The organism is Chryseobacterium echinoideorum (genome assembly GCF_007474535.1).
Taxonomy (GTDB): domain Bacteria; phylum Bacteroidota; class Bacteroidia; order Flavobacteriales; family Weeksellaceae; genus Chryseobacterium; species Chryseobacterium echinoideorum.
Genome location: NZ_VKNW01000008.1, coordinates 21,791 through 44,644, shown reverse-complemented (window position 1 = coordinate 44,644; position 22,854 = coordinate 21,791). Strand labels below are relative to the sequence as shown.

17 protein-coding genes are annotated in these 22,854 nt (G+C 35.5%); all 17 read right to left on the bottom strand.

Going from position 1 to position 22,854, the window contains the following annotated elements:
• Positions 1 to 14 precede the first annotated feature (14 nt).
• Complete coding sequence (gldG, locus tag FOL89_RS11290; RefSeq protein WP_144282906.1) at positions 15 to 1,682, bottom strand: gliding motility-associated ABC transporter substrate-binding protein GldG; 1,668 nt, start codon at positions 1,680 to 1,682, stop codon at positions 15 to 17.
• A gap of 4 nt (positions 1,683 to 1,686) precedes the next feature.
• Positions 1,687 to 2,415 (bottom strand): ABC transporter permease subunit, encoded by a 729-nt coding sequence (locus FOL89_RS11285; protein WP_144282905.1) that lies wholly within the window; start codon positions 2,413 to 2,415, stop codon positions 1,687 to 1,689.
• 82 nt (positions 2,416 to 2,497) lie between these two features.
• Positions 2,498 to 3,046, bottom strand: coding sequence for a CopD family protein (locus FOL89_RS11280; protein ID WP_144282904.1), 549 nt, complete (start codon positions 3,044 to 3,046; stop codon positions 2,498 to 2,500).
• Between the two features lie 51 nt (positions 3,047 to 3,097).
• A complete protein-coding gene (locus FOL89_RS11275) occupies positions 3,098 to 3,535 on the bottom strand; it encodes a toxin-antitoxin system YwqK family antitoxin (RefSeq protein ID WP_144282903.1) in 438 nt (145 codons plus the stop codon).
• Positions 3,536 to 3,675: 140 nt separating this feature from the next.
• On the bottom strand, positions 3,676 to 4,023 hold the full coding sequence (locus FOL89_RS11270) for an arsenate reductase family protein (protein WP_228444901.1): 348 nt from the start codon (positions 4,021 to 4,023) through the stop codon (positions 3,676 to 3,678).
• Between the two features lie 9 nt (positions 4,024 to 4,032).
• On the bottom strand, positions 4,033 to 4,653 hold the full coding sequence (locus tag FOL89_RS11265) for a deoxynucleoside kinase (RefSeq protein WP_144282901.1): 621 nt from the start codon (positions 4,651 to 4,653) through the stop codon (positions 4,033 to 4,035).
• A 20-nt stretch (positions 4,654 to 4,673) separates the two neighbouring features.
• A complete protein-coding gene (locus FOL89_RS11260; RefSeq protein ID WP_144282900.1) occupies positions 4,674 to 5,597 on the bottom strand; it encodes a hypothetical protein in 924 nt (307 codons plus the stop codon).
• An 87-nt stretch (positions 5,598 to 5,684) separates the two neighbouring features.
• Entirely contained in the window at positions 5,685 to 6,710 is a 1,026-nt protein-coding gene (locus FOL89_RS11255; RefSeq protein ID WP_144282899.1) for a glutaminyl-peptide cyclotransferase, read from the bottom strand.
• An 80-nt stretch (positions 6,711 to 6,790) separates the two neighbouring features.
• Positions 6,791 to 7,795: a bestrophin family protein gene (locus FOL89_RS11250; RefSeq protein WP_144282898.1), complete on the bottom strand. Its 1,005-nt coding sequence runs from the start codon at positions 7,793 to 7,795 to the stop codon at positions 6,791 to 6,793.
• A gap of 8 nt (positions 7,796 to 7,803) precedes the next feature.
• The gene (locus FOL89_RS11245) at positions 7,804 to 8,478 is read right to left on the bottom strand and encodes a DUF2490 domain-containing protein (protein WP_144282897.1); all 675 of its coding nucleotides are present in this window, start codon (positions 8,476 to 8,478) and stop codon (positions 7,804 to 7,806) included.
• 117 nt (positions 8,479 to 8,595) lie between these two features.
• Positions 8,596 to 9,042, bottom strand: coding sequence for a VOC family protein (locus FOL89_RS11240; RefSeq protein ID WP_144282896.1), 447 nt, complete (start codon positions 9,040 to 9,042; stop codon positions 8,596 to 8,598).
• 82 nt (positions 9,043 to 9,124) lie between these two features.
• Entirely contained in the window at positions 9,125 to 9,496 is a 372-nt protein-coding gene (locus tag FOL89_RS11235; protein WP_144282895.1) for a VOC family protein, read from the bottom strand.
• Between the two features lie 39 nt (positions 9,497 to 9,535).
• On the bottom strand, positions 9,536 to 10,006 hold the full coding sequence (locus tag FOL89_RS11230; RefSeq protein ID WP_144282894.1) for a hypothetical protein: 471 nt from the start codon (positions 10,004 to 10,006) through the stop codon (positions 9,536 to 9,538).
• Between the two features lie 33 nt (positions 10,007 to 10,039).
• A complete protein-coding gene (locus tag FOL89_RS11225; protein WP_144282893.1) occupies positions 10,040 to 10,495 on the bottom strand; it encodes a DUF1569 domain-containing protein in 456 nt (151 codons plus the stop codon).
• 137 nt (positions 10,496 to 10,632) lie between these two features.
• Positions 10,633 to 13,251 carry a fibronectin type III domain-containing protein gene (locus FOL89_RS11220; RefSeq protein ID WP_144282892.1) on the bottom strand — a complete coding sequence of 873 codons (2,619 nt, stop codon included), beginning with the start codon at positions 13,249 to 13,251 and terminating at the stop codon, positions 10,633 to 10,635.
• A 164-nt stretch (positions 13,252 to 13,415) separates the two neighbouring features.
• Positions 13,416 to 17,753 (bottom strand): fibronectin type III domain-containing protein, encoded by a 4,338-nt coding sequence (locus FOL89_RS11215; protein ID WP_144282891.1) that lies wholly within the window; start codon positions 17,751 to 17,753, stop codon positions 13,416 to 13,418.
• A 327-nt stretch (positions 17,754 to 18,080) separates the two neighbouring features.
• Positions 18,081 to 22,748 (bottom strand): DNA polymerase III subunit alpha, encoded by a 4,668-nt coding sequence (gene dnaE, locus FOL89_RS11210; RefSeq protein ID WP_144282890.1) that lies wholly within the window; start codon positions 22,746 to 22,748, stop codon positions 18,081 to 18,083.
• Positions 22,749 to 22,854 lie beyond the last annotated feature (106 nt).

Genomic DNA, 22,854 nt, shown 5'->3' with positions numbered 1-22,854 from the left:
TTCTCTTTTCTATTTTATCCAAATTTTTTCTTTCTTAGCCAGAAAAACAATCCTCCTAAAAGAGCAATAATTGCTAATGGCAAAAATAAATTCAGGTACTGCCATTTTGAGCGTTCTTCGTTGATTCTGTAGCGATCTAAGAGACGCTCTTCGATATTTCGGTTGCGCAGGTCCATAATATTGCTGTCATCCAAAAGATAGTCTAAGGCATTTCTGAGGAACTGCTCGTTACCAAACTGCTCATCAGTCAGCATATCAACCCCCAAAGGTAAAGGCTGACCTTTGATGACCTTGTTTCTACCCACGTCACCGTCTGCAATGACGATCATTTTGTTTTCAGGACTTGAAGCCCTAAAACCGGGATATGATTTTCTTTCTATCCTTGAAGCATAAGCGGAATTAAATTTACCTTCCAGAGCAACGGCAAAAATTTTGGGAGTACTTGGTTTTTCCATTTGTCCCAGACTGTCGACACTTGCAATTTCTTTCAGCTCAACATAGTTTGGAACCTGCTTCAGCAAAGTTCTTTCACTTGATTCAAATAGCACATGGGTTTTAAATTTCTTTCCGCCCAAAGTATCAATAGAAGTCGGAAATTCAAGTTTTACCGGATTGATGTTTTTTGTAATCGGATGCTCCTTCTCTGCAATTCCTAACGGAAAATATGGCCATGGAAGACTTGTATATTGTGCATTCCCTCCCACTTCGCCGGTTACAAGTTTCAGGAGTGCATACTTTTTTACATCTTTCACCAGCGCAGAATTGATTCTCAGACCATAGTTGAAGAAAAAATCTGTCATATTAATATCAATCGGAAATGGCATTACTTTTTTTGATGTCGTCAAAGTATCCATTTCGGCATTCACTGCATCAATCATCCAAAGTGTTTTCCCACCGTTCATTATATACTGATCCAGAATTACTTTTTCGCTGTCGGTAAAAGCTTTTCTTGGCTTTGCGATTACCAGTGCGCTCATTTTTTTCAACAGAGGAAGATCTGCCATTGTCAATTCAACATTATTCTGCGGAACTACAGGTCCTGCGTCATAATTTTCTGAAGCAAGCTGCATAAATCCTTCAAATTCTCGAGGACCCAGTTCATCCTGATTGACAAGAATACCTACTTTTTTTCTTTTATCTTCCGCAACAGATTTGATATTGGAAACTAAATTATATTCAAGATTCTCAATAGATTTTCTCAGCTGTTCTTCGGCATTGATGTTTGCCTGCTCTACCACCAAAGGAATAGAAACACCTCTTTGTTTATACTTTACCACCGCATAGGGAAACAAACGAATTTGAGTAACTTTCCCGTCTTTCACATCCGGAAGAATAGAAGGCTGCATTCCCATTGCCATCAAAGTATCCTGAGACATTTTGGTTTTAATAGGATCAATAAATTTGAAATCTATTTTAGGATTTATTTTTCTGAATTCTTCCAGCATAAATTTGGTTTCGTTCTGCAGCTGCTTAAAGCTTGCAGGGAAATCGCCTTCCAGATATACCTCAACAGTTAAAGGTTTTTTTACAGATTTTAAAACTTTCACAGTGCTTTCGGAAAGCGTGTATCTTTTTTCTTTGGTTAAATCTAAACGGATTCCGGAAAACATCATGATTACTACCAATGGTAAAATAATGATAAGCAAAATTCCGAACGGAGATTTTAGGTTGATCTTCTTCATATTCTTACTTCTTTTTGGTGATAAAATGATTGGATAATGCTAAACTTAAACCGATGATAAAAATAAAATAGGCAACATCTCTGAAGTCTATCAATCCTCTGGTAAACCCTAAGAAATGCTGGTAAAAACCTAAATTCTGTAAAATAAAATCTGCTCCGCCCAACAATTTATAGCTGGCTAACTGCTCAATTCCGAAATACATGATAAAGCACATAAAAACGCCAAGCAAATACGCCATAATCTGATTTTGTGACAGCGATGATGCTAAAATACCGACTCCTGCAAACGCAGCGATCAGCATAATGAGACCAAAATAACTTCCGAAAGTCATTCCCATATCAATATTTCCTTCCGGAACGCCTAAAACAAAGACTGTATAAAAATAGATAACTGATGGAATCAGGCAAAGAATCCCAACGATCCACACGGAAAAAAACTTACCAAATACCAGATCAGAAATTTTCATAGGTTGTGAAAAAAGCCAGTTTAAGGTTCCTGTCTGCTGTTCCTCAGCAAAAGTTTTCATAGACAATGCCGGAATGATGAACATTAATAGCCACGGAACCAAAACAAAATAGCTTTGTAAGGACGCAAGCCCGATATCGAAAATATTAGAATCGTTTTCGAAAAAAAACAAAAACAATGTTGTGATGAGACTGAATGCCGCAATGATTACCCATGCGCTCCAGTTCCCGAAGTAACTCCAAAGTTCTTTTTTTAAAATTGCAATCATGCTTTTTTAGTTATGAGTTATAAATTATAAGTTATGAGTATCATTGAATTTATAATTCATCACTCATAACTTATAACTTTTATTAATTTTTCTTTTTCCTATTCACCAGTTTTACAGTCATCATGATCAAAAATACCAAAACGAAAAATCCGGTAATTAATTGCCACCAATATTCAATAACTGAAGATTTTAATATGACGGTAAAAACAACAAGGAATAAAATAAATGTAGCAATTTCGTTTGCCTGTCTTAGTTTCAGATTAGCTGTCTCCAAAGTATTTCCGTTGAGTTTTACCAGCTGCTTTACTTTTTGCCAGCACCAGTAATGATAAGCGGCAAGTCCGAGTAAAAAAGTAAGTTTAAGATGAAACCAAGGAGATTTCATCAGCCCTGAGTTGAGAAAAATCAAGATTAACCCGCAAACTGCCATGATAACTCCTGCAGGAACGGTAATAATATTCCAAAGTCTTCGAGCCATAAAGGTATATTGCTCTCTGAGGATCTGTTTTTTTTGATCATGAAATGCATCGGTATCTTTGTAATACACAAAAATTCTTACGAGGTAGAAAATCCCCGCAAAATAGCTTACCATAAAAATAATGTGCAATGCTTTAATGATGGTATACAGCATCCTTTAAATTTGTCTGCAAAGATAATGATTTTCAGATGATGTATTCAATAATTACTCTTTAATAGAAATGCTGTCTGTTTTTTTACCGTTATTGTATTTTTTTATATATTTCAGTTTTCCGCTTTCATCATAAAATTCCCAATTACCGAAATAGTACCAATGTCGGCCATTTTCGGTAATATCAATTTTAGACTGCCCTTTTTCCATTATTTTTCCATTCGGATAAAATACTTTAGTTCTGGTTAGTCCATTTCTGGTTTTATCTTTCTGATAGAGCTTATCTTTATAGAAGGTTTTCCATACACCCGACTTTTCTCCATATCTATATTTCCCAGATGCAACCATTTCACCATCATTAACGGGATATTTTTCAATCCATTTCCCATGTCTTTGCTGCGACTTACCCGGGATTTTAACATATTGATTGACGGATGAATTGCAAGATATAAAAGCGATCAACATTATTGCAAAAAGAATATTATTTTTCATTGTAAATGTTTAAGTAAATATAACTACAATAATCAAATTCTACAAATGTAGAACAGTTAAATTAAAAAAATCAGCAGTTCAATTTCAGGCTGCTGATTTTTTATTTATTGCAATATTTAATTTAAAACTGAAACCATAACCTACTTTTCAATAAAAAACTTTACATTTTCTATAGGTCTTCCAAGCATGGCTACAGAACCCTTGATTATAATCGGTCTTTGAATAAGAGACGGATTTTCACATAAAATATGAAGCCATTCTTCTTCAGAAATATCTTTCCCTGCAAATTTTTCGAGATAAAGCTTTTCTTTTGTTCTTATAATATGAGAAACGGGCTGGTTAAGCTTCTTTAAAACTGTTTTGAGTTCCAAAATGCTTAAAGGATCTTCCACAATATTAATAATTTCAAACTGAACGCCGTTTTCATCCAGATATTCCAAGATGGCATTGGATTTTGAACAGTTTCCGTTATGCAAGACCTTTATCATGATAAATTTTTACTGATTAAATAAGCCGTTGAGTTCCGCATCAATTTTTTCGAGAATAAATCCAAAGTCTTCAGGCTTTTCTACAAAATCCAAATCATCTACTTCGATCACCAGAAGTTTTCCTTCTGTGTAATTGGCGATCCATTTTTCGTATTTCTGATTAAGTTTAGATAAATATTCTATGCTGATGGAGGCTTCGTACTCTCTTCCTCTTTTGTAAATTTTTTTTACGAGATTGGGAACATCAGACTTTAAATAAATAAGCAAATCGGGTGCCGAAACGAATGTCTTCATCAGATCAAAAAGCGAAGCATAATTATTAAAATCTCTGTCTGAAAGAAGTTTCATATCATTAAGGTTTTCAGCAAAAATGTGAGCATCCTCATAAATCGTACGATCCTGAATGATGTTTCTCCCACTTTCTCTTATTTCTTTTACCTGGCGAAACCTGCTTCCAAGAAAATAGATCTGCAATGCAAAACTCCACTTACTCATATCAGCGTAAAAATCTTCCAGATAAGGATTGTGGTCTACGTCTTCAAACTGTGCATCCCAGCCATAATGTTTGGCAAGCATAGTTGTAAGTGTTGTTTTTCCTGCTCCGATGTTTCCTGTGACAGCAATATGCATATTTATACGAAAATTTTTGTTTAAATACCAAAAGATTCTACGTTTGAAATTTCTTCGATGATCTTTAAAATATCACCTTTCTCAGCCTTTTCTCTTTCCAGCTTTTCTATCTCTTCTTCAAGCTCCTGTTTAGTTTTTTCAAGTTCTTCCAAAGATTTCTGAGGCTTTGCTTTCCGTAGATTTTCAAGGGTGTAAAGATAGAGTTTGTTGTCTTTTATTTCAAAATATGCCAGTGAATTTTTATCCACAATTTGTGTCTCGGGATCTTCAAATAATGTTAAAAGTTCTTGATCCTGGATGTATCTTACAACTGTATTTTTGGTAATAATCAGAATATTTTCATTTTCACGGCGGAATCTTTTAGCATTTTCCACCGGAGCTTCAAAAAGTTTTTCAAATTTCAGATCAAAAACCCTGAATGTATTTTTGGATAAAATATAAAGTTTATTTTCAAAAACAAGCAGATCAATTATTTCATCCATATTTACGTTATAAGGATAAGAATTGATGGTAATATCATTCCGGAAATTATACTGAAGAAGTCTTTTGGTACTTTCGTCAATCAGCCAGACCTGTTGCAGATCTTCTGCATACGCATGTTTAATAAAACCAAACTTTTGTTTAAAATCAAGTTTCTGAATTTCATTGAGATTTTGATCTACAAATTTCATTTCCTGAGCATTTTCTGAAAATAAAGCAATACTCAGAGGATTTTGTACTCCCTGAACTTTAAACGGAACGGTGAACATCATTTTACCAAGCTGCTTTCCCAGAGAGTCATATTTGGTAAAACTGAAATCTTTATTTTTGTATAAATACAGATTCCCGTAGTCATCTGCAAACATATCTCTTGTATCCTTCAGCCTTAAACTGTCAAAAGGAAGTATTTTCTGTGCCGATATTGTACAGAACAGAACAACGAACAAAAATTGTAATAATCTCAAATCTTCTTTACTAAGATAGCGTCCCTAAGGAACGCTACCAATTTACATTTTTTATTTATTGCAGAAAAATTATGACGCAGTTTTTAATTACTTAATCAGCACTTCATAAATTTTCGACCAGTTTTTACCGGTAATCAGCATATTATCTCCTTTAAAGGCAATGCCATTCAAAACATGCTCGCTATTATCGTCTGTGTAAGGCTGTGCAATTTTAGAAAAATCGAACTTTCCGACCACCTCTCCGTTTGCCGGATTGATTTTTAATATGATCGGCTTATGCCAAACATTAGCATAAATATGTCCTTTATAGTATTCAAGTTCATTGAGCTGATCATAAACACTTGTATTTCCTGCTACAGAAATATATCTTACCATTTTGGAAGGATCATTTGCATCAAGAAAATAAAGATTTTTGGTTCCGTCTGAAGCAATGAGACTTTTCCCATCATAGGTAAGCCCCCATCCTTGATTCATCATACTTATATAAGGAAACTCTGATTTCAGACTTAATGTATTTTTGTCATACACCAAACCTTTCTTATTTTCCCATGTCAGCTGAAAAATCTTGTCGCCAGCAATTGTACTTCCTTCCGAAAAAACATCATCCGGTTGTTTGGTTTGTTTTACAGGAATTGTATCGCCCAGTTTATAGGCAATTAATCTGGAAGATCCGTATTGTCCTTCACTTTCATAGATCAAACTTCCATCATACTGAAATCCCTGAACAAAATTGGCAGGATCATGAGGATATTCAGCAACAATTTCATAATTGATCGTTTTTTCAGGAGTTTTGCTGTAAACATTAATTGTTGCATCCTGATATAAAGTTTCCCCGCCTTTGGTTTTGATATTGAAAGTTACCGCATTATCACCTAATGTAAAATATTTCGGATCTATGATAAGACTATTCGATTCTTTTTCACCAAAACTTATGGTAATACTTTCTGCATTTTCCAGAACTTCCTGAGGCAAATTAAGCTTATCACCAAAATGATACCCCTTCTGCTCCATTCCATTATTGTAATCTGCCAGAGAAGACAGCATCTTATCATTATTATTACATGAAACAATCAGTAATAATGCTGCAAAGCCTGCTATTATTTTATTTTTCATTATGATTTCTAAAATTTTTTCAAAAATAGCAAAATTTATAACGCTCTGCTAATTGTTTCTTTAGATTAATCTATACTACACTATAAAACAATACTGTTCTGAGGTACAATTGGCGGTGGAAGATTGTCTTCATCAAGCATATCTCTCATGTCAATTTCTATCGTTCTGCTGATCTGCGTAATCGGAACATCATTCGGACTTCCTTCAAACGGATTTACAGACGCTTCTCCTACACTGTCCAAAGTATGAAAACACCACGTAACCAAAAGTGAAAACGGAATATTAAACCAAAGCGTATAATTTTCCAGCAAAGTTCCATCTCCCATTTTATCAAATTCTTTTACCAGTCCGTAAGGGACAAATACGATGAAAAGATGCAGCAGATAAGTGGTAATAGATGAAAAATTCCTTGGATAAGGAAAGTTTTTTATTCTTTCCGCTTTCCCCTGATTATCTGTGAATTTCACCAGTTGCTGATTGATTTGTGTCCACTGAAAATCATTAATTTCTCCTCTGGAGTAAGCTTCAGAAAGCTCTCTACTCTGAATTGCCATCAATTGTGTTGCACGGTTTTTTTTACTTAAAACATACTGAAGTTCTTTTTCGGAAAGAAATTTCTGCAACTCATCTTCTACTTTAAACTTTTTTTCCTCAACTTCATATTTTCTTGCATATTCTTCAAACTGAGCTAAATTTACTTTTTCCCAATCCCTATGTTCTCTCAACTGAAAACGAAGCGCCGTAAGCCATGCATAGTGCCGCTCAAACATCATTTTTACTTTGGTCGGATTTTTTCCGGATAATGCATCCCTCAAAATATAACCAAAACTTCTGCTGTCGTTGATGATTGCCCCATAAATCTGCCTTGCCTCCCAAAGCCTGCTGTAACTTGCATTATTTTTAAAACCTACAATAAAAGCGACTGCTGTTCCCATAATTGCAATTGGCTGCCAAGGAAACGACAGAAAAGTAAGTCCAAAATAATAAAGAATAGTGGGAACTGCTGCCCAAAGCGAAAGAACAAAAATGCTTCTTTTCGTCCAGATAATAAACTCTGTGGCACTAAATTTTTTTCCTGAATGCATATTGTGAATTAATTTTTTGTAAAAGGAATATTATTGTAAAAACCTATCTGTATTTGTCCTCGGTTTTTGTTTTCCTGAATCTGATTCATATATCCTGCCTCAATCCGCATATTTTTGTTAATGACAAATCCTACCGCTCCATAAACACGATTTCTGTCAAAAGCCGGGCTGTCAAAATGAAGAAAAATCTCATTGTAAGCGGAAGCATACCATGTTTTCGGAAGCATTTCTTTATTATTGATCGGAATATTTAATCCTAAAAGATACCTGAACCGCATTCTGAAATCATCCTGTAAAAAACGTTCTTCCAATCGGTAACGGTGCTGAACGAAAAATCTGCCGAATTTTTGCTTTGTGATATACTGCTGAAAGATTCTCTGTTCAATGTTTTCCGATTTTTCATTATTAATGTAAGGTTTACTTAAAATAAAACCGTACCCCAACAAGATATTATTATTGTTTTCTGTAAGATCATAGCCAATTCCCGTTCTGATGAGCAATTGTTCCAAATCTGCGCCTGCATCAAAATTTCTATATTGTATTTCGTTATGAAAATTGAGTTTTTCATTGATTTTATTATTTCCGAAATACATATACCAAGCTCCTAAATCACTCTTTTGAGCAATAACACCAGTTCCCAAAGCGCACATCAACACCAATATCGACCTCTTAAAAAATACCATAGTTTTTTATTTACATTATCTATCAATCAGCACAAAACTAATTATAATTATTTTATTAAAACAAAATTCAATATTTCAATACAAAAAACGACAGAACAAATCTGCCGTTTTTAATTGCTAAGGATGCTGCTGCTTTTCAGGATCGTCATAATTGACCATCCAGTTTATTCCAAATTTATCAGTAAACATTCCAAAGTAAGCTCCCCAAAATGTATCTGCCATCGGCATTGTAATATTTCCGTCATTTGAAAGACCGTTGAACAATTGGTCTGCTTCTTCTCTTGTTTCTGTATTAATTGAAACTGCATAATTATTACCTTCTTTAAATTGAGAAGCCCATTCACCGCCCGTGTCACTTCCCATTAACATTGTTTCATTAGAAATAGGAAGACAAACGTGCATGATTTTATCTTTTTCATGCTCCGGCATTTCTTTACCTTCCAGAGGTGGCATGTCGCCAAAAGTCCCCATATAAGGAATTTCTCTTCCAAAGACTGACTGATAGAATTCAAAAGCCTGTCTGCAATTCCCGTTAAATGTGAGATATACGTTTACTGTTGCCATAATTTGCTTAGTATTGGTTTATGATGACTATGAATTATTAGATTATATATCCATTATTATTGATTAGCCGTTACAAAACGATCTATCTGTGCTGATCAATGAGAATCATATTTCCATCCGGATCTTTAAGATATATATGTTCGGGACCAGAAGAGTTTTCGTCGGCTTCTTTTTCCAGCTCAACATTATGCTGCTTTAGATGTTTCTGAATTTCCCTTACATCATCAAACGATTCCAAATTCTGAGCGTTCTGATCCCATCCCGGATTGAAAGTCAGCATATTCCCATCAAACATTGCCTGAAAAAGACCAATTAAGGTGTTTTCATTTTTCATGATAAGGTAACTATGCTCCATACTGCCTCCCATAACACTGAAGCCAAGTTTTTCGTAAAATTCCTTAGATTTAGATAAATCTTTCACACTTAAACTGATAGAAAACGCTCCCAATTTCATTTGATTTAATTTTTAATTGATTGTCAGTTCTTTAAAAAATCATAAATTTTTAAGTTTTGTTTCAAACTCTAAACTTCTGTCATAGCTTTTCCAGTCGCCTATGAGTTCAATGGAAGGATTTTCGATTTTCTCTGTCTTTTTATTCCATTTAAAATGATAAATAAACTTCCCTGAAAAAATACCGGAATGTTTCCCTTTGCTTTCTTCAGCTAGTTCGTAATCTCCATATACAACTCCGTTTTTCTTAGCATTTTTATATTTGGTAATAGCAAATTTGCCTTCAAACTTTGTGTAATTATTATCAACAAGAGAATATCCAGAAACAAAATATTCCTGATCATTTTTTTTATTTTGCTCAGCAATATTTATTTTAAGTTTAATTTTCTGATTTCCATTGCCTATCGTTCCAACATACGGATTGGAATTATTAAGCCACACATTGGAAATATCCGGCATTTGCGAAAGCAGGAAATAAGGGATAAATAATAAAAGAAATAAAATTTTTTTCATAATGTTTTTAATTTATATGCAATGAAATAGATGTTAAACTCCGAATTGGCTCAAGTGATGGTTAAGGTGCTTCGCAAACATATTACTCCATTCCTGAGAAGAAAGTTTTCCGAAAGAGAAAGACTCTTTTCCATCAAAAGCCGAAGCTCCTAATTGCTGAGTTTTCTGAATAAACCCAATAAGCCTTTTCTTTTCTTCATCAAAATTTTTTCTTTCTTTAATTAAAAACTGTGGTGCTGTGGGAGAGTCTTTAGAATAAGATTTTTCGCTAACCACTTTTGGTTTTACAAATGTTTTGAGAATGAACTTTGCTATTGCTCCGGGTTTTTTGTGTTTTTCAGGTTCGTAAACCATTTCATAACTTACCGAACAGTGAGCCAACATTTGATCGACCGTCATCTTACCCCACAAACCATGGGTATCTTCTGCTAAATTATTGATTCTGTTGATATAATTTTGGGCATCTTTTGGGTCAAATACGTTTTCCATAATGGTTTAATTCTTTTAAACAAATATATCAGTTTTTTTTGTGGTGTGAAATATCAGCATGCAATACTCTAATCAAAAAAAGGATAAAAAAAAGAGCAGAAATTACTTCTGCTCTTTTTTCTAAAATATTTTAAAGGTTATTTTTTAATGGCTTTAATGGTTTGTTTAGTACCATCATTCATATGAAGAACAACAAGATATACTCCTGCATTCAATTCTCTCAAATGAAGAATGTTACTTGGTTTTTCAAATGATTTTACCTGTCTTCCTGCAATATCCATCACGGCAATAGATTTTACATTTTTGATATCTGAAATATTTAAGACATCAACAAACGGATTCGGATAAGCCTGAATTTTATTTCTATCTAAAGAATTTTCAGCGGTAGACAATGTCGAAGTTATAGAGAAATTATCTACAAAGAAATCATTATCCGCAGTATCACCAACAGTTCCAGAGGTACCGTAGAATGCAAATTTTGTCTGAGCTGTTGCCCCTGTTACCGTGTAAGTAAATGTTGTAGAAACATTCGGAATATTGGTAGACTCGTCCCAAGACTGAATAGAAGTCCAGGTAGCACCGTTATCCGTTGACATAAGAACCTCAATTCTATCGTCAGAACCAAGCGTTGCTGAATTAGTTGAGCTATATTCTGTCATTGCATAATCGAAACTAAGCGTATAAACTCCGCCTGCTAAGTTGAATGCAGGAGTGATGAGCCATCCGGTTATATTAGTACTATACAAGTTAATTTTTGCTGCCCCACTGCTTCCTGCGTTTGCAAATCCATCAGCATACCAATATGTTGAGCTTCCTGACGGACCTGTTGCAGAAGAACCATCAGATCCCTGATTCCAGCAAGCCGTATCAATTGATGAAAAATCATTGGTATACGGTGGAGCAATCGCATCACATTGTGTAGTAAAACTTCTTACCGAACAATTGCTGGAAATGGATACAGCATTATATGCATTAACAGTGTAGTAATAAGTGGTATTATATGCTAACGGACTACTAAATGTGTAAGTTGTCATATTACCCAAATCTGCATTATTAATAATATCTGATCCTCCGGAAGTAGTTCCTACGGTAATTCTATAACCGACTGCTCCATTCATTGGATCCCATGTAATTGTTGGCGTTAATGATGTCCCACTTATGTCGTTTGCAGGACTAATAACAGTAGGACAAAAGTTTTCTGTGGTAAAAGTTGCTATGCCAGACCAAGAACTTTTATCTGTCGCACTACACAATGATCTTACCCAAATATAATATTGTGTAGATGAAGCTAATGACGAGAGATCTACAGTTGTTGATGTTGCCGTACCTGTTGCAGTCGTAGATGCAGTAGGTGGAGTATTGCTCGTTGAAAGATAATACTCATATCCGTTTGCAGGTGTTGTTGCAGGTGCCGACCATGAAACTGTTGCAGTAAAAGGCGTAACCGAACTTGATGTAAGAGCAGTAGGTTCAATACAAGTAGGATTTACTTCTACGATAATATCATCTACATATAAATCAAGCATATTTGCATCAGAATAAACATTGAATCCAAAATAATAAATTCCGGTTGATGCTGGAGTAAATGTATAAAAATCTGTCTGCGGCGTTAATACATTTACAATACTAGGATAATCATGTATTATGGTGTTTTGTGAAGCCACATCAGCAGCTGTACCATAAGTAACTTTCATTTTTTCTACAAATACATCACTGTTGTTACCATAAGTATATTTAATTCTATACAATGTACCTGCTGTAAGATTAATTCCGTTAGTAAAGAACCATGCATCAGCATTATTTTGCCAGTCATAATTATAGGTAAGTGTTTTATTAGTAAAACCATTTCCTGGATCATTTTCAATAACCCAGTTATTACCAGAACCTACATTGACTTCCGACGTACAATTTGGCATTGCAGGAACTGCTGCACTTTCAAAATCCTGAAGATAAGGTACATTTGCAGCAACACAATTGGTAGCAAAACAAACATTTACCCAATTACTCGCATCTGTTGTGGTACATTTAGATCTGATCCAAACACAATAATTACTACCCGATGTAAGGTTATTGATTGTCACTGTAGGATTCACTACATTCAAAATTGGTGCAGTTGCAGCCGTTGGAATAGCACCTGCATTCGAATAGAAGACATCATATCCGGAAGAAGGAACTGAGGAAGGAGCTGTCCATGAAACAGTAACACTATTTGCCGTAATTCCCGATGCCGTAAGCGAGGTAGGAGCAAAGCATGTAGGCAGCGCAGTTACCGTAAGTTTATAATCATGAGCCTCACCATAACCCGATGTATCACACGAGGTTGGATCAGTATTCCATCTGTCGGCTACTCTCATACGATAATTTCCGGGAACAACTGTTGAAGGTATTGAAATGACACCATTTGTAATCATCGTTGTACCGCTACTGCCTGAACCAATCAATTCTGAAGTTTCATCAAAAGTTCCGTCATTATTAAAGTCAGCATAAATTCTGATATTCTGACTTTCATAACTATGCGTAACTTCAAAATTATAAGAAATTGTTGGTGATAAGGTTATGGTTTGTGTCGCAAAAAAATCACCATAAGTGCCTGCAGAGCATCCTGTCCCCAAATGACTGAAGCCTGCAGTTGGAATTTTAAAATCATTAATTTGATCTCCGCCATCACAACCACTTGCATAGCTTGGAGTACAATAAGTTTGTGCGTTCATCCAAATCGCAGAAAAAAGCACAAAAAACAGATAAGTTTTCTTCATAATATTAATTTTGAATTTAATAATTAAAAGTAAAAAATTAATACCACATCAACAAAAAATAAAACACTTTTTTAACTAAAATTCACACATATAAACATTCAAATATAATTAAATAAAAAAGGTGGTCTAAAATGACCACCTCTTATTATATAAACATTTAAAAATTATTTTTTGATAGCTTTTAAAGTTTGCTTAGTTCCATCGTTCATATTAAGTACTACTAAATACATTCCTGAATTTAATTCGCTTAATTGAAGACTAGTAGTAGGTTTCTCAAAAGATTTAACCAATCTTCCTGCAATATCCATTACAGAGATAGATTTTACATTCTTGATATCTGAAATATTCAATACATCAGAGAATGGATTTGGATAAATTTTGATATCATTCTTAGTTTTCACAATTTCTGAAGTTGATAAACTAGCATCATATGCTGAAACTTGAATTTCTCCATTTGAACCATTAGTTGAATATCTATAAACACTTGCATAAATTACTTCTCCAGGAGTTCTTCCAGTAAGAGATACTCTTGAGAAAATATTAGATCCAGAAGTAATATCATCATTACAACTAATTGCTGTTAATGAACCACAAGTACCACTAAATAAAGTTAATACAGAATCCGTAAATTGAGAACCTGTCACAGCACCAGTTTCTACAGTAATACTACCTGAAGCAGGAACTACCACACTGAACCAAACATTACTCACAGCGTTTGAAGTCGCACAAGATGAAGCAACATCTGTTGTTGCTCCAACATTTGTTGAAGTTATAGCATTCTGGGCAAAGTTTGCACCAGGAGTTAATGCAATTGCACCTGAACATTCATCGTTTGCTGGTGCTGGGAAAGGTATTGTATAAGTCACAGGACCAGCCCATGCGCTGCTTAACGTAGACGTACATTCAGATCTTACCCAAACATAATATGTTGCACCCGCTGTTCCTGGAACAACTTGGGAAGTTCCTGTAACATTTGTATAGGTAGGAGTTGTGGAAGCTGTAGGAGCTGTATTTGTTGTAGCAACATATACACTGTACCCACTATTAGGTGCAGATACTGAAGCAGTCCAAGAAACTGTTGCACCGTTTGAGGTAATAGTATTTGAATTAAGCGCAGTAGGTTCCGCACAAGTAGGTATTGTTTCAACCACAAAATTGTCTACATAAAAGTTATAATCTTCAGAATCATCTACTGTTCCATCTGAGCCATAGACTGCAAATTTAACCTGATTAGAAGTAGAAGTAACAGGATATACAAAAGTATTATTTGTATTACTTGGTGCGTTATTAGCATTCCATGTCTCAATCACAGTCCAAGTTGTACCATTATCCGTAGACATCAATACATTAACAATATCATCAGACCCCATTGCAGAGGAAGCTGTACCAGTATAGGCAGTAATACCATAGTCAAATTTCACTTGATATCCTCCAGCTGTTAAATTAAATGTTGGAGAAATTAACCATCCCGCTCTATTATTAGAATACAAGTTGATTCTTGCAGCCCCAGCAGTAGTATTATTTAAAAATCCATCTTCAACCCAGTAGTTTGTAGTACCAGTTCCCGGACCTGATGCAGGAGTACCTCCGTTCGCTAAAGTCCAGCAAGCTCCTGGAAATGTTGAGAAATCATTTGTATAGTTTGGTACGAATACGCTACAAGCAGTTGTAAAGCTAGCAGACGTACTCCAACCGCTCTTATCTGATGAACTACAAACAGATCTTACCCAAACATAATAAGTTGTATTGGCAGTCAATCCAGAAACTGGCGCTGAAGTTGTCGTAGAAACGACAGAATTTGTTGCATCTAAAACAGTTGTTGCTGTAGGCGCAACATTTGATGTACTATAATATACCTCATAGCCGTTAGACGGTACAGTCGGAGGTGCTGTCCAAGCTATAGTAACTCCGTTCGCAGTAATATTTGAAGTAGTAATTAAAGTTGGTTCTACACATGAAGGCAGCTGTTCCACAATAATATCGTCTAGACGTATAGATCTGTAAGTACCTCCTCCAGCATGTCTGAATGCTAAATACTGATTTGTTCCTGAAGGAATATTTACCGTATATTGTGTCATTGTTGTTGTTAAACTTATACCAGTACCGATAGCTACGAATGTACTTGCATCATTAGGATCTGATAATGTTCCAACTTCCATAGTGTAATTAGCTCCGCCACCATTTGCAGAGAATTTAACTCTATAATTACCACTCATTAAATTAGTAGTTGGTGGAGATACTAGCATTCCGCCTCCAGTTGATGCTGCATCAGAATAAATGTAATAACCATTCGGAGCAGATGTAAAAGCAGTAGTAGAAACATAACCATAGCCAGCCCAGTTTGCAGGCTCAAGATATTTCCAGCAATTAGGTGCATTGGTATTAGTAGAAGATCCTACAGCAGTTGAATCAAAATTTTCTGTATATGGAGCATTGATTGCTATACATGTAGTCGTAAAACTAGCAGAAAGAAGACTCCAAACACTCTTATCTGATGAACTACAAACAGATCTTACCCAAACATAATACATAGTATTTGCAGTCAATCCACTAATTGGCGCTGAAGTTGTTGTAGAAACTACAGAATTTGTTGCATCTAAAACAGTCGTTGTTGTAGGTGCCACGTTTGAAGTACTGTAATAAACCTCATAACCATTAGCTGGCACCGTATTTGGCGCTGTCCATGAAACAGTAGCTCCGTTTGATGTAATTGAAGAAGTAGTAATTGTTACTGCACTTGGCTCTGAACAACTTGGCATCAACTCATATATTACATCATCAATTAAAACACTGTAAGCAGGAGAACCTGTGTGTCTGAATGCAAGTGTAGTAACCCCTGAAGGAGCTGTGATATTATTTATGACAAAATTATTTACTGTCGAAGTACTTGTGGTTGTAAATGATTGTAAAGATGTAAATGTCGCCTGATCGGCAGGATCAGTTAAATATCCTACTTGAACAACACCCCCTGATGTAGAATTTGATCTCGCTTTGAATCTTAATCTATAATTACCAGACTGCAAAGTATTTAATGGTGGCATTGAAACCATTGCAATACTCGTAGCAGATGAAGAATAGATATATAAATTGTTAGGACTGCTTATAGCTGTACTTGCCTGTGCATATAAACTACCTGTTGTACCCACTTTTGCCCAACAAGAAGGTAATGGTGTGGTAGAAGGATTTAAGCTGTCAAAATTCTCTGAAAAAGTTGCTGACGAACCGCATGGATTAACAACAACTGAATCTGAATTTGCTGATTGCGAACTGTTTGTACAGGTAACAACGCATCTATAATACATTGTGGTACCCGCAAAAGCTACCGGAGTATAAAAAGTTGTAGTTGCACCAGTTCCTGCCGTAACATTCGACCAACTGCTGTTATCCGGAGATTGTTGCCACTGAAAAGAAAGCCCTAAAGCACCAGAAGAATAACCGCTTAATGATAACATTGCAGGAGTTTGTCCTGAAACTAGAGTTTGTGAAGACGGAGACACTGTGCCTGCGGTTGGAGTACCCGTACAAGGTACCGGAGGAGTCCAAGTAAACGTTAATCCAGAAGCTGGAAAATTTACGTTGTCTCTAGAAACACTAGCTGAATTCGTAGTCCCTGATAAAGTAGCGTTCCATGCTGTGGTAGAACTACCACTTCTGTTATTAAAATCACTATTTGTAGCTCCTCTTAAACCAATTTCGTTAGTCCTAACGGTTGTGTTTACGTTATATGACGGTCCGTAAACTGTAGAAATAATATTTGTAGTTTCTGCTAATCTCAACTGAAAATTAAGATGATTACTTCCCGTTACACTTGTAGAATAATCATTATATCCAATCCATTCTATTACAAAAACTCTGTTTGGAGCTGATCCTATTGTAGAAGTAAAAACTTTACCGGATCCATACCTAACCACAGCTGAACTCGAACTTGAAGTTGCAGGTGCTGACATAGTAATCGTTCCCGCAACTTCATCGAAAGCTGTTATAGTAGCATTTGTAGGAATACCATTAACATTATTGAGTGCTTTACCTACTGCAATTCCTTGAAATGAGGCAACATTTGTGATTACATTGGAACCACTTGTTGTAACTCCTGAAGTGATAAATACACCCCACAAATCCCTGTTCATAACCCCAACTGCACCTCCATAAGCTGTGGATGAGGATATCACCGTAGATGCGCTACTTGTTGTTGTACCAAAGATAGCACCACCGTTAGAATTCACATACATTGATGTGTAATCAGTACCATTAAAATTAAACGTAAATGGTAATGTGACAGACCAACCAGTAGTATCATTCGTAGTGGAAGTTGTTGCTTCGCTACCCGTCACTAAAGTTCCAGTTCCTGAAATACTGGTGAAAGAACCTGTATTTTGTGAAAAACTGTAAGAAGAAACCTGTGCATCTAAACCCTGAGCAGCCCCAAAAAGCATAAGAATAGGTATTCCTAACTTTTGTAAGCCGCGAATCCATTGCTGCGGTTTTTTGTAAAAAATTTTCATACTCAGTTAAAATTAAAATTAGGGGATAAAATTAATAAATATTAACATTAAACATTAATATAATGATGTATTTATTTTACGAATTATCCAACCCATGTTAACTTTTAATAAATATTTATTAAACACTCATTTGATTAATTTGTTTTGTACAAGTTCTATACAGTAAACAATTTCATTAGTATCAATAACTTGCAAGATTTTTTCAGTAAAATAGTTAACAATAAATTCTATTTTTCTTAGAGAACTTTATACATATAATATATTGTAATACGAATCTTAATAAAAAAAAACAATCGCATAGTCTGCGATTGTCTTTTATTGGTAAGTTTAATTTAAATAAAATTCATATTTGTTTAAAAGCGATATCTCTTTAATCAATTCTCCGTTAAGATTTACAGATTGTTTCATAGACTGTAACTCAATCTGAGATTCATCCTCAATATTTTTAATGTAAAATTTAATTTTTTGTGAGCCTTGATTTTGTTCTAAAACTCTGCGGAAAAAATTAAGATCCTCAGGACGGAAATCCATTACGTCCATTATTAGAGAAATACTCTTGGCGTATCTCTCAAATGCTTCCTGAAGCTCAATCACATCAACTACATTTACAAATACTCTCCCATCTTTTACCTGCGCAAATTTTATTTTCAAGATTACAAAACGCTGTACTTCAAGTTTTTCTTTCAATTTCATATAATCCCGATCTCCCAATCTGAATGAATAGGAACCTGAATAGTCTTCAAGTGTAAGAAATGCTACTTTTTCTCCACTTCGAAAACCATCTTTTACAACATATTCTGTAATCAAACCCGCTACAGTGTATTCTTTTCCTCCGCCACCATTTTCTCTTTCTTTTTGTATCGTTTTCCAGTCTTTTTTCTTTTCTTCAAATAACTCCTCCTGTTTATTAGCAAAAGCCTGTTCTTTGTAAGCATCTACCTCATCAAGATTCAGGAAACCAAAAACTCCCTTTGGTTCGGCTTTTTTCAAAACTTCTTCTATAATTTCTTCTTCACCGGTTAAGATTTCATCAGAAACGATTTCTACCAGATCAGCTACATCTTCAGGAGTATCCTGTTCAAGCATCGGAACTTCATCAATAACTACCTTCACATCCTCACCTTTTTCCAGTACTGCTTTTTTTGAAAGCTCTCCCTGCATAAACTGAAACTGAAACTTAAATTCATCAAGCGGATGTGCAGAAAGATAAAATCCGATAATTTCCTTTTCTTTATTTAGCTTATGCATATTTGGCCATTCAGGGCAAGGGAGCAGTTTAGGCTGTTCAATCTTAACTTCTTCAGCAAAATCAGCAAAAAGAGAATTTTCCATTTCATTTTTACTTTCCTGAAAGCTTTGCCCGTACCGGATCAGTCTTTCAAGATTAGTTCGTCCAGACATATCAATATCAAAATATTGACCCCGGTGATAAGCATCCAGTTCGTCAAAAGCACCTGCCAAAACCAAACTTTCCGCTACCCTTTTATTCATTTGAGACGGTAAAATTCTTTCAAAAAAATCATAAATATTTTTAAATCTACCGTTTTCTCTTTCTTTGGTAATGGCTTCACTCGGACCTTCTCCAATTCCTTTAATTGCACCCAGACCAAAACGAATCTGCCCTTTTTCGTTTACCGAAAATTTATACTGAGATTCATTCACATCGGGTCCCAAAACATCTACACCGATACTTTTACAATCTTCCATAAACATAGTAATTGAATCGGTATTGTTGATGTTGTTACTCATCACACTCGCCATATATTCTGCCGGATAATTGGCTTTAAGATATGCCGTCTGATAAGCAATCAACGCATAACAGGTAGAGTGAGATTTATTAAAGGCATACTCGGCAAATGCCTTCCAGTCGTTCCAGATTTTTTCTAATCTTTCTTCGTTGAGATTATTTTTCCTTCCGCCTTCAATAAATTTTGGGTACATTTTATTCAGAACATCAATCTGCTTTTTACCCATTGCTTTTCTCAGCGTATCGGCTTCACCTTTAGTAAAATTTGCCAGTTTTTGAGACAAAAGCATTACCTGTTCCTGATAAACGGTAATTCCGTACGTTTCATTTAAATATTCTTCGGTTTCCGGTAAATCGTAGACAATTTCTTCAATTCCATGCTTTCTGTTGATGAAGTTCGGGATATATTTTATCGGACCTGGACGATACAAAGCATTCATGGCAATAAGGTCGGCAAAAACAGTGGGTTTCAGCTCCCTCATGTACTTTTGCATTCCCGGACTTTCATATTGGAAAATCCCGACCGTTCTTCCTTCTTTAAACAACTGATAGGTTTTAGAATCATCAAGCGGAATGAGATCAGGATCAATATCCACTCCATGCCTTTCTTTTACAAGCTTTAATGCATCTTTTATAATGGTTAAAGTTCGCAGACCCAAAAAGTCCATCTTCAAAAGTCCTGCACTTTCAGCTACCGAGTTGTCAAACTGAGAAACGAGAATATCTGCATCTTTTGCAGCAATCGTTACCGGAACAAGATTACTTACATCTTCCGGTGTGATGATTACTCCACATGCATGGATTCCTGTATTTCGGATACAGCCTTCCATTTTTTTAGCACTTGCCAAAACACTGTGCCGTGGATCATTGGGACTGTCTAAAACAAGTCTCATTTCATCCACAAGTTGCTGTTCTTCAGGCTTTAACTTATCATATTTTGACAAAGCCTTGGCAATATTCATTCCCGGACTTGGAGGAATCAGCTTGGCAATATTATTGGTATCAGGAATTGACACATCCAATACTCTTCCGGCATCTTTTATAGCGGATTTACCACCCAAAACAGAATAAGTAATGATCTGTGCTACCTGACTTTGTCCATATTTTTCAATTACCCATTTGATGATTCTATCTCTTCCTTCATCATCAAAGTCAATATCAATATCAGGCATGGAAACCCTTTCCGGATTAAGAAACCTCTCGAAAAGAAGATCATATTTAATGGGATCAACATTGGTAATTCCGATACAGTAAGCTACCGCAGAACCTGCTGCAGAACCACGACCGGGACCGACCCAAACTCCCATTTTTCTTGCTTCATTACAGAAATCCTGAACAATCAGAAAGTAACCCGGATAACCAGTATTGGCAATAACTTCGAGCTCAAAATCCAGACGCTCTTTTATTTCATCTGTAATTCCGGTTTCTATATATCTTTTTCTGGCTCCTTCGTAGGTCAAATGTGTTAAATAAGCCATTTCACCTCGTTTGCCGCCATCAATCTCATCTTCCGGATGAACAAACTCCTGCGGAATATCAAATTTCGGAAGAAGAACATCTCTTTTTAGAGTATAAGGTTTGAATTTCGCTGTAAACTCTTCGTAAGCATCAAATGCATCCGGATAAGCCAGAAAAGTTTCTTTTATTTCATCTGCATTTTTGATGTAATATTCTCCAGTTGCCAATCCTCTTCTTTTTCCAAAGCCTTTTCCGACAGGTGTTGTCAGCTTCTCACCGTCTTTAATGCAGCTTACAATATCCTGAATATTAGCATCATCTTTATTGGTATAAAAAGTTTCGTTCTGTGCTAATATTTTAACATTATACTTGTCTGCAAAATGCAGCAAAACATCGTTCAAATGTTCTTCCTCGGGCAGTTTATGATTTTGAATCTGAACATAAAAATCATCTTCAAAAGTATCTTTCCACCATCTGAAAAGCTCTTCTCCTTTCTGCTCACCGGTATTTAAAATCGCATCAGGGATATCTCCGTTAATTCCTGAGGTTAATGCGATTAATCCTTCTTTATATTCAGCAATCAAATCACGGCTGATACGAGGAACGCCGAAGTAAAAACCTTTTAAAAATCCTATGCTGGAAAGTTTTGCCAGGTTTTTATATCCGTTAAAATCTTTTGCCAGCAAGACAACCTGCGTTCTTCTGTCAGGATCGTCTTTGGTAAATTGTTTTTGTTCATAACGGTCTGAAATATAAAATTCGCAGCCAACTACCGGAATTAACGATTCTGAAACTGGTTCAGGCTCATTAAACTGAATTCCGTTTTCTTCTGCTTCCTGCTTTTTTACTAAATATTCCTTATGTTTTTTTGCCCTGTCGCCATTTGTTGCTTCTACTGCGGAAACAAATTTAAAAGCTCCCATCATATTTCCCAGATCGACCATTCCGACCGCTGGAAACTGATCATCCGTTGCTTTTTTGATCAAATCATTAATACTGGAAGTCGCCGATAAAGTTGAAAAAACACTGTGATTATCAAAATTGAAATATTTTCCGAGATCAATCTCATCAACACTTCCGAAGTCTTTCTGTTTTTTCTTATTATTAAAATCTGCAACCTGTCTTCTGATAACGATATTGAAAGGTTTAACCGGGTCAGGATGAAGAGTTTTAAAATAAGTAAGCTGATCTTCTGAAATTTTTAAAATTTCTGCAGGAATAATTCCAATACGCATCATCTCAAAGAAAACCTGCGCAGTAGCGTTTACATCGGCTGCTGCGTTGTGGGCTTCATCAAATTTATGACCGTACAATTTTTCGTATAATTCCTCCAGTTTCGGAGATTTGTATCTTCCGCCTTTTCCGCCTCCCAATTTACAGAAATCTGTACCGAGAATCATTGTATCTGCCTTTGGTTTATCCTGAAGATTGTCTTTTACATTCTTGCGGAAAAATTCTGCTCCTACAATATTATAATCAAATTCTACATTGTGTCCGGAAACTACTCTTACTTTGTGAAGAACTTCAGCAAATTCGTTCAAAACCTCTTCCAGATCGCGACCTTCCTCATGGGCAATCTTTGTGGTAATTCCGTGAATTCTGGCAGCATTAAAGGGAATATCGTATCCTTCCGGTTTTATAATATAATCCTGATTTTCAATTAATGTTCCGTCATCATCATGAAGCTGCCATGCAATCTGAACCATTCTTGGCCAGTTATCTGAATCTGAAAGCGGAGCGTTGAAATTCTTTGGTAAACCTGTGGTTTCGGTGTCAAAAACTAAATACATGTAATTTTCTTAGCTTTTTAATTTAAAAAAGAATGTAAAGTTAGGGTAATTTTTTAGTTATAACAAGATATGATTCAACAGTTGTCAGCTAAAAATTTAATCAAAA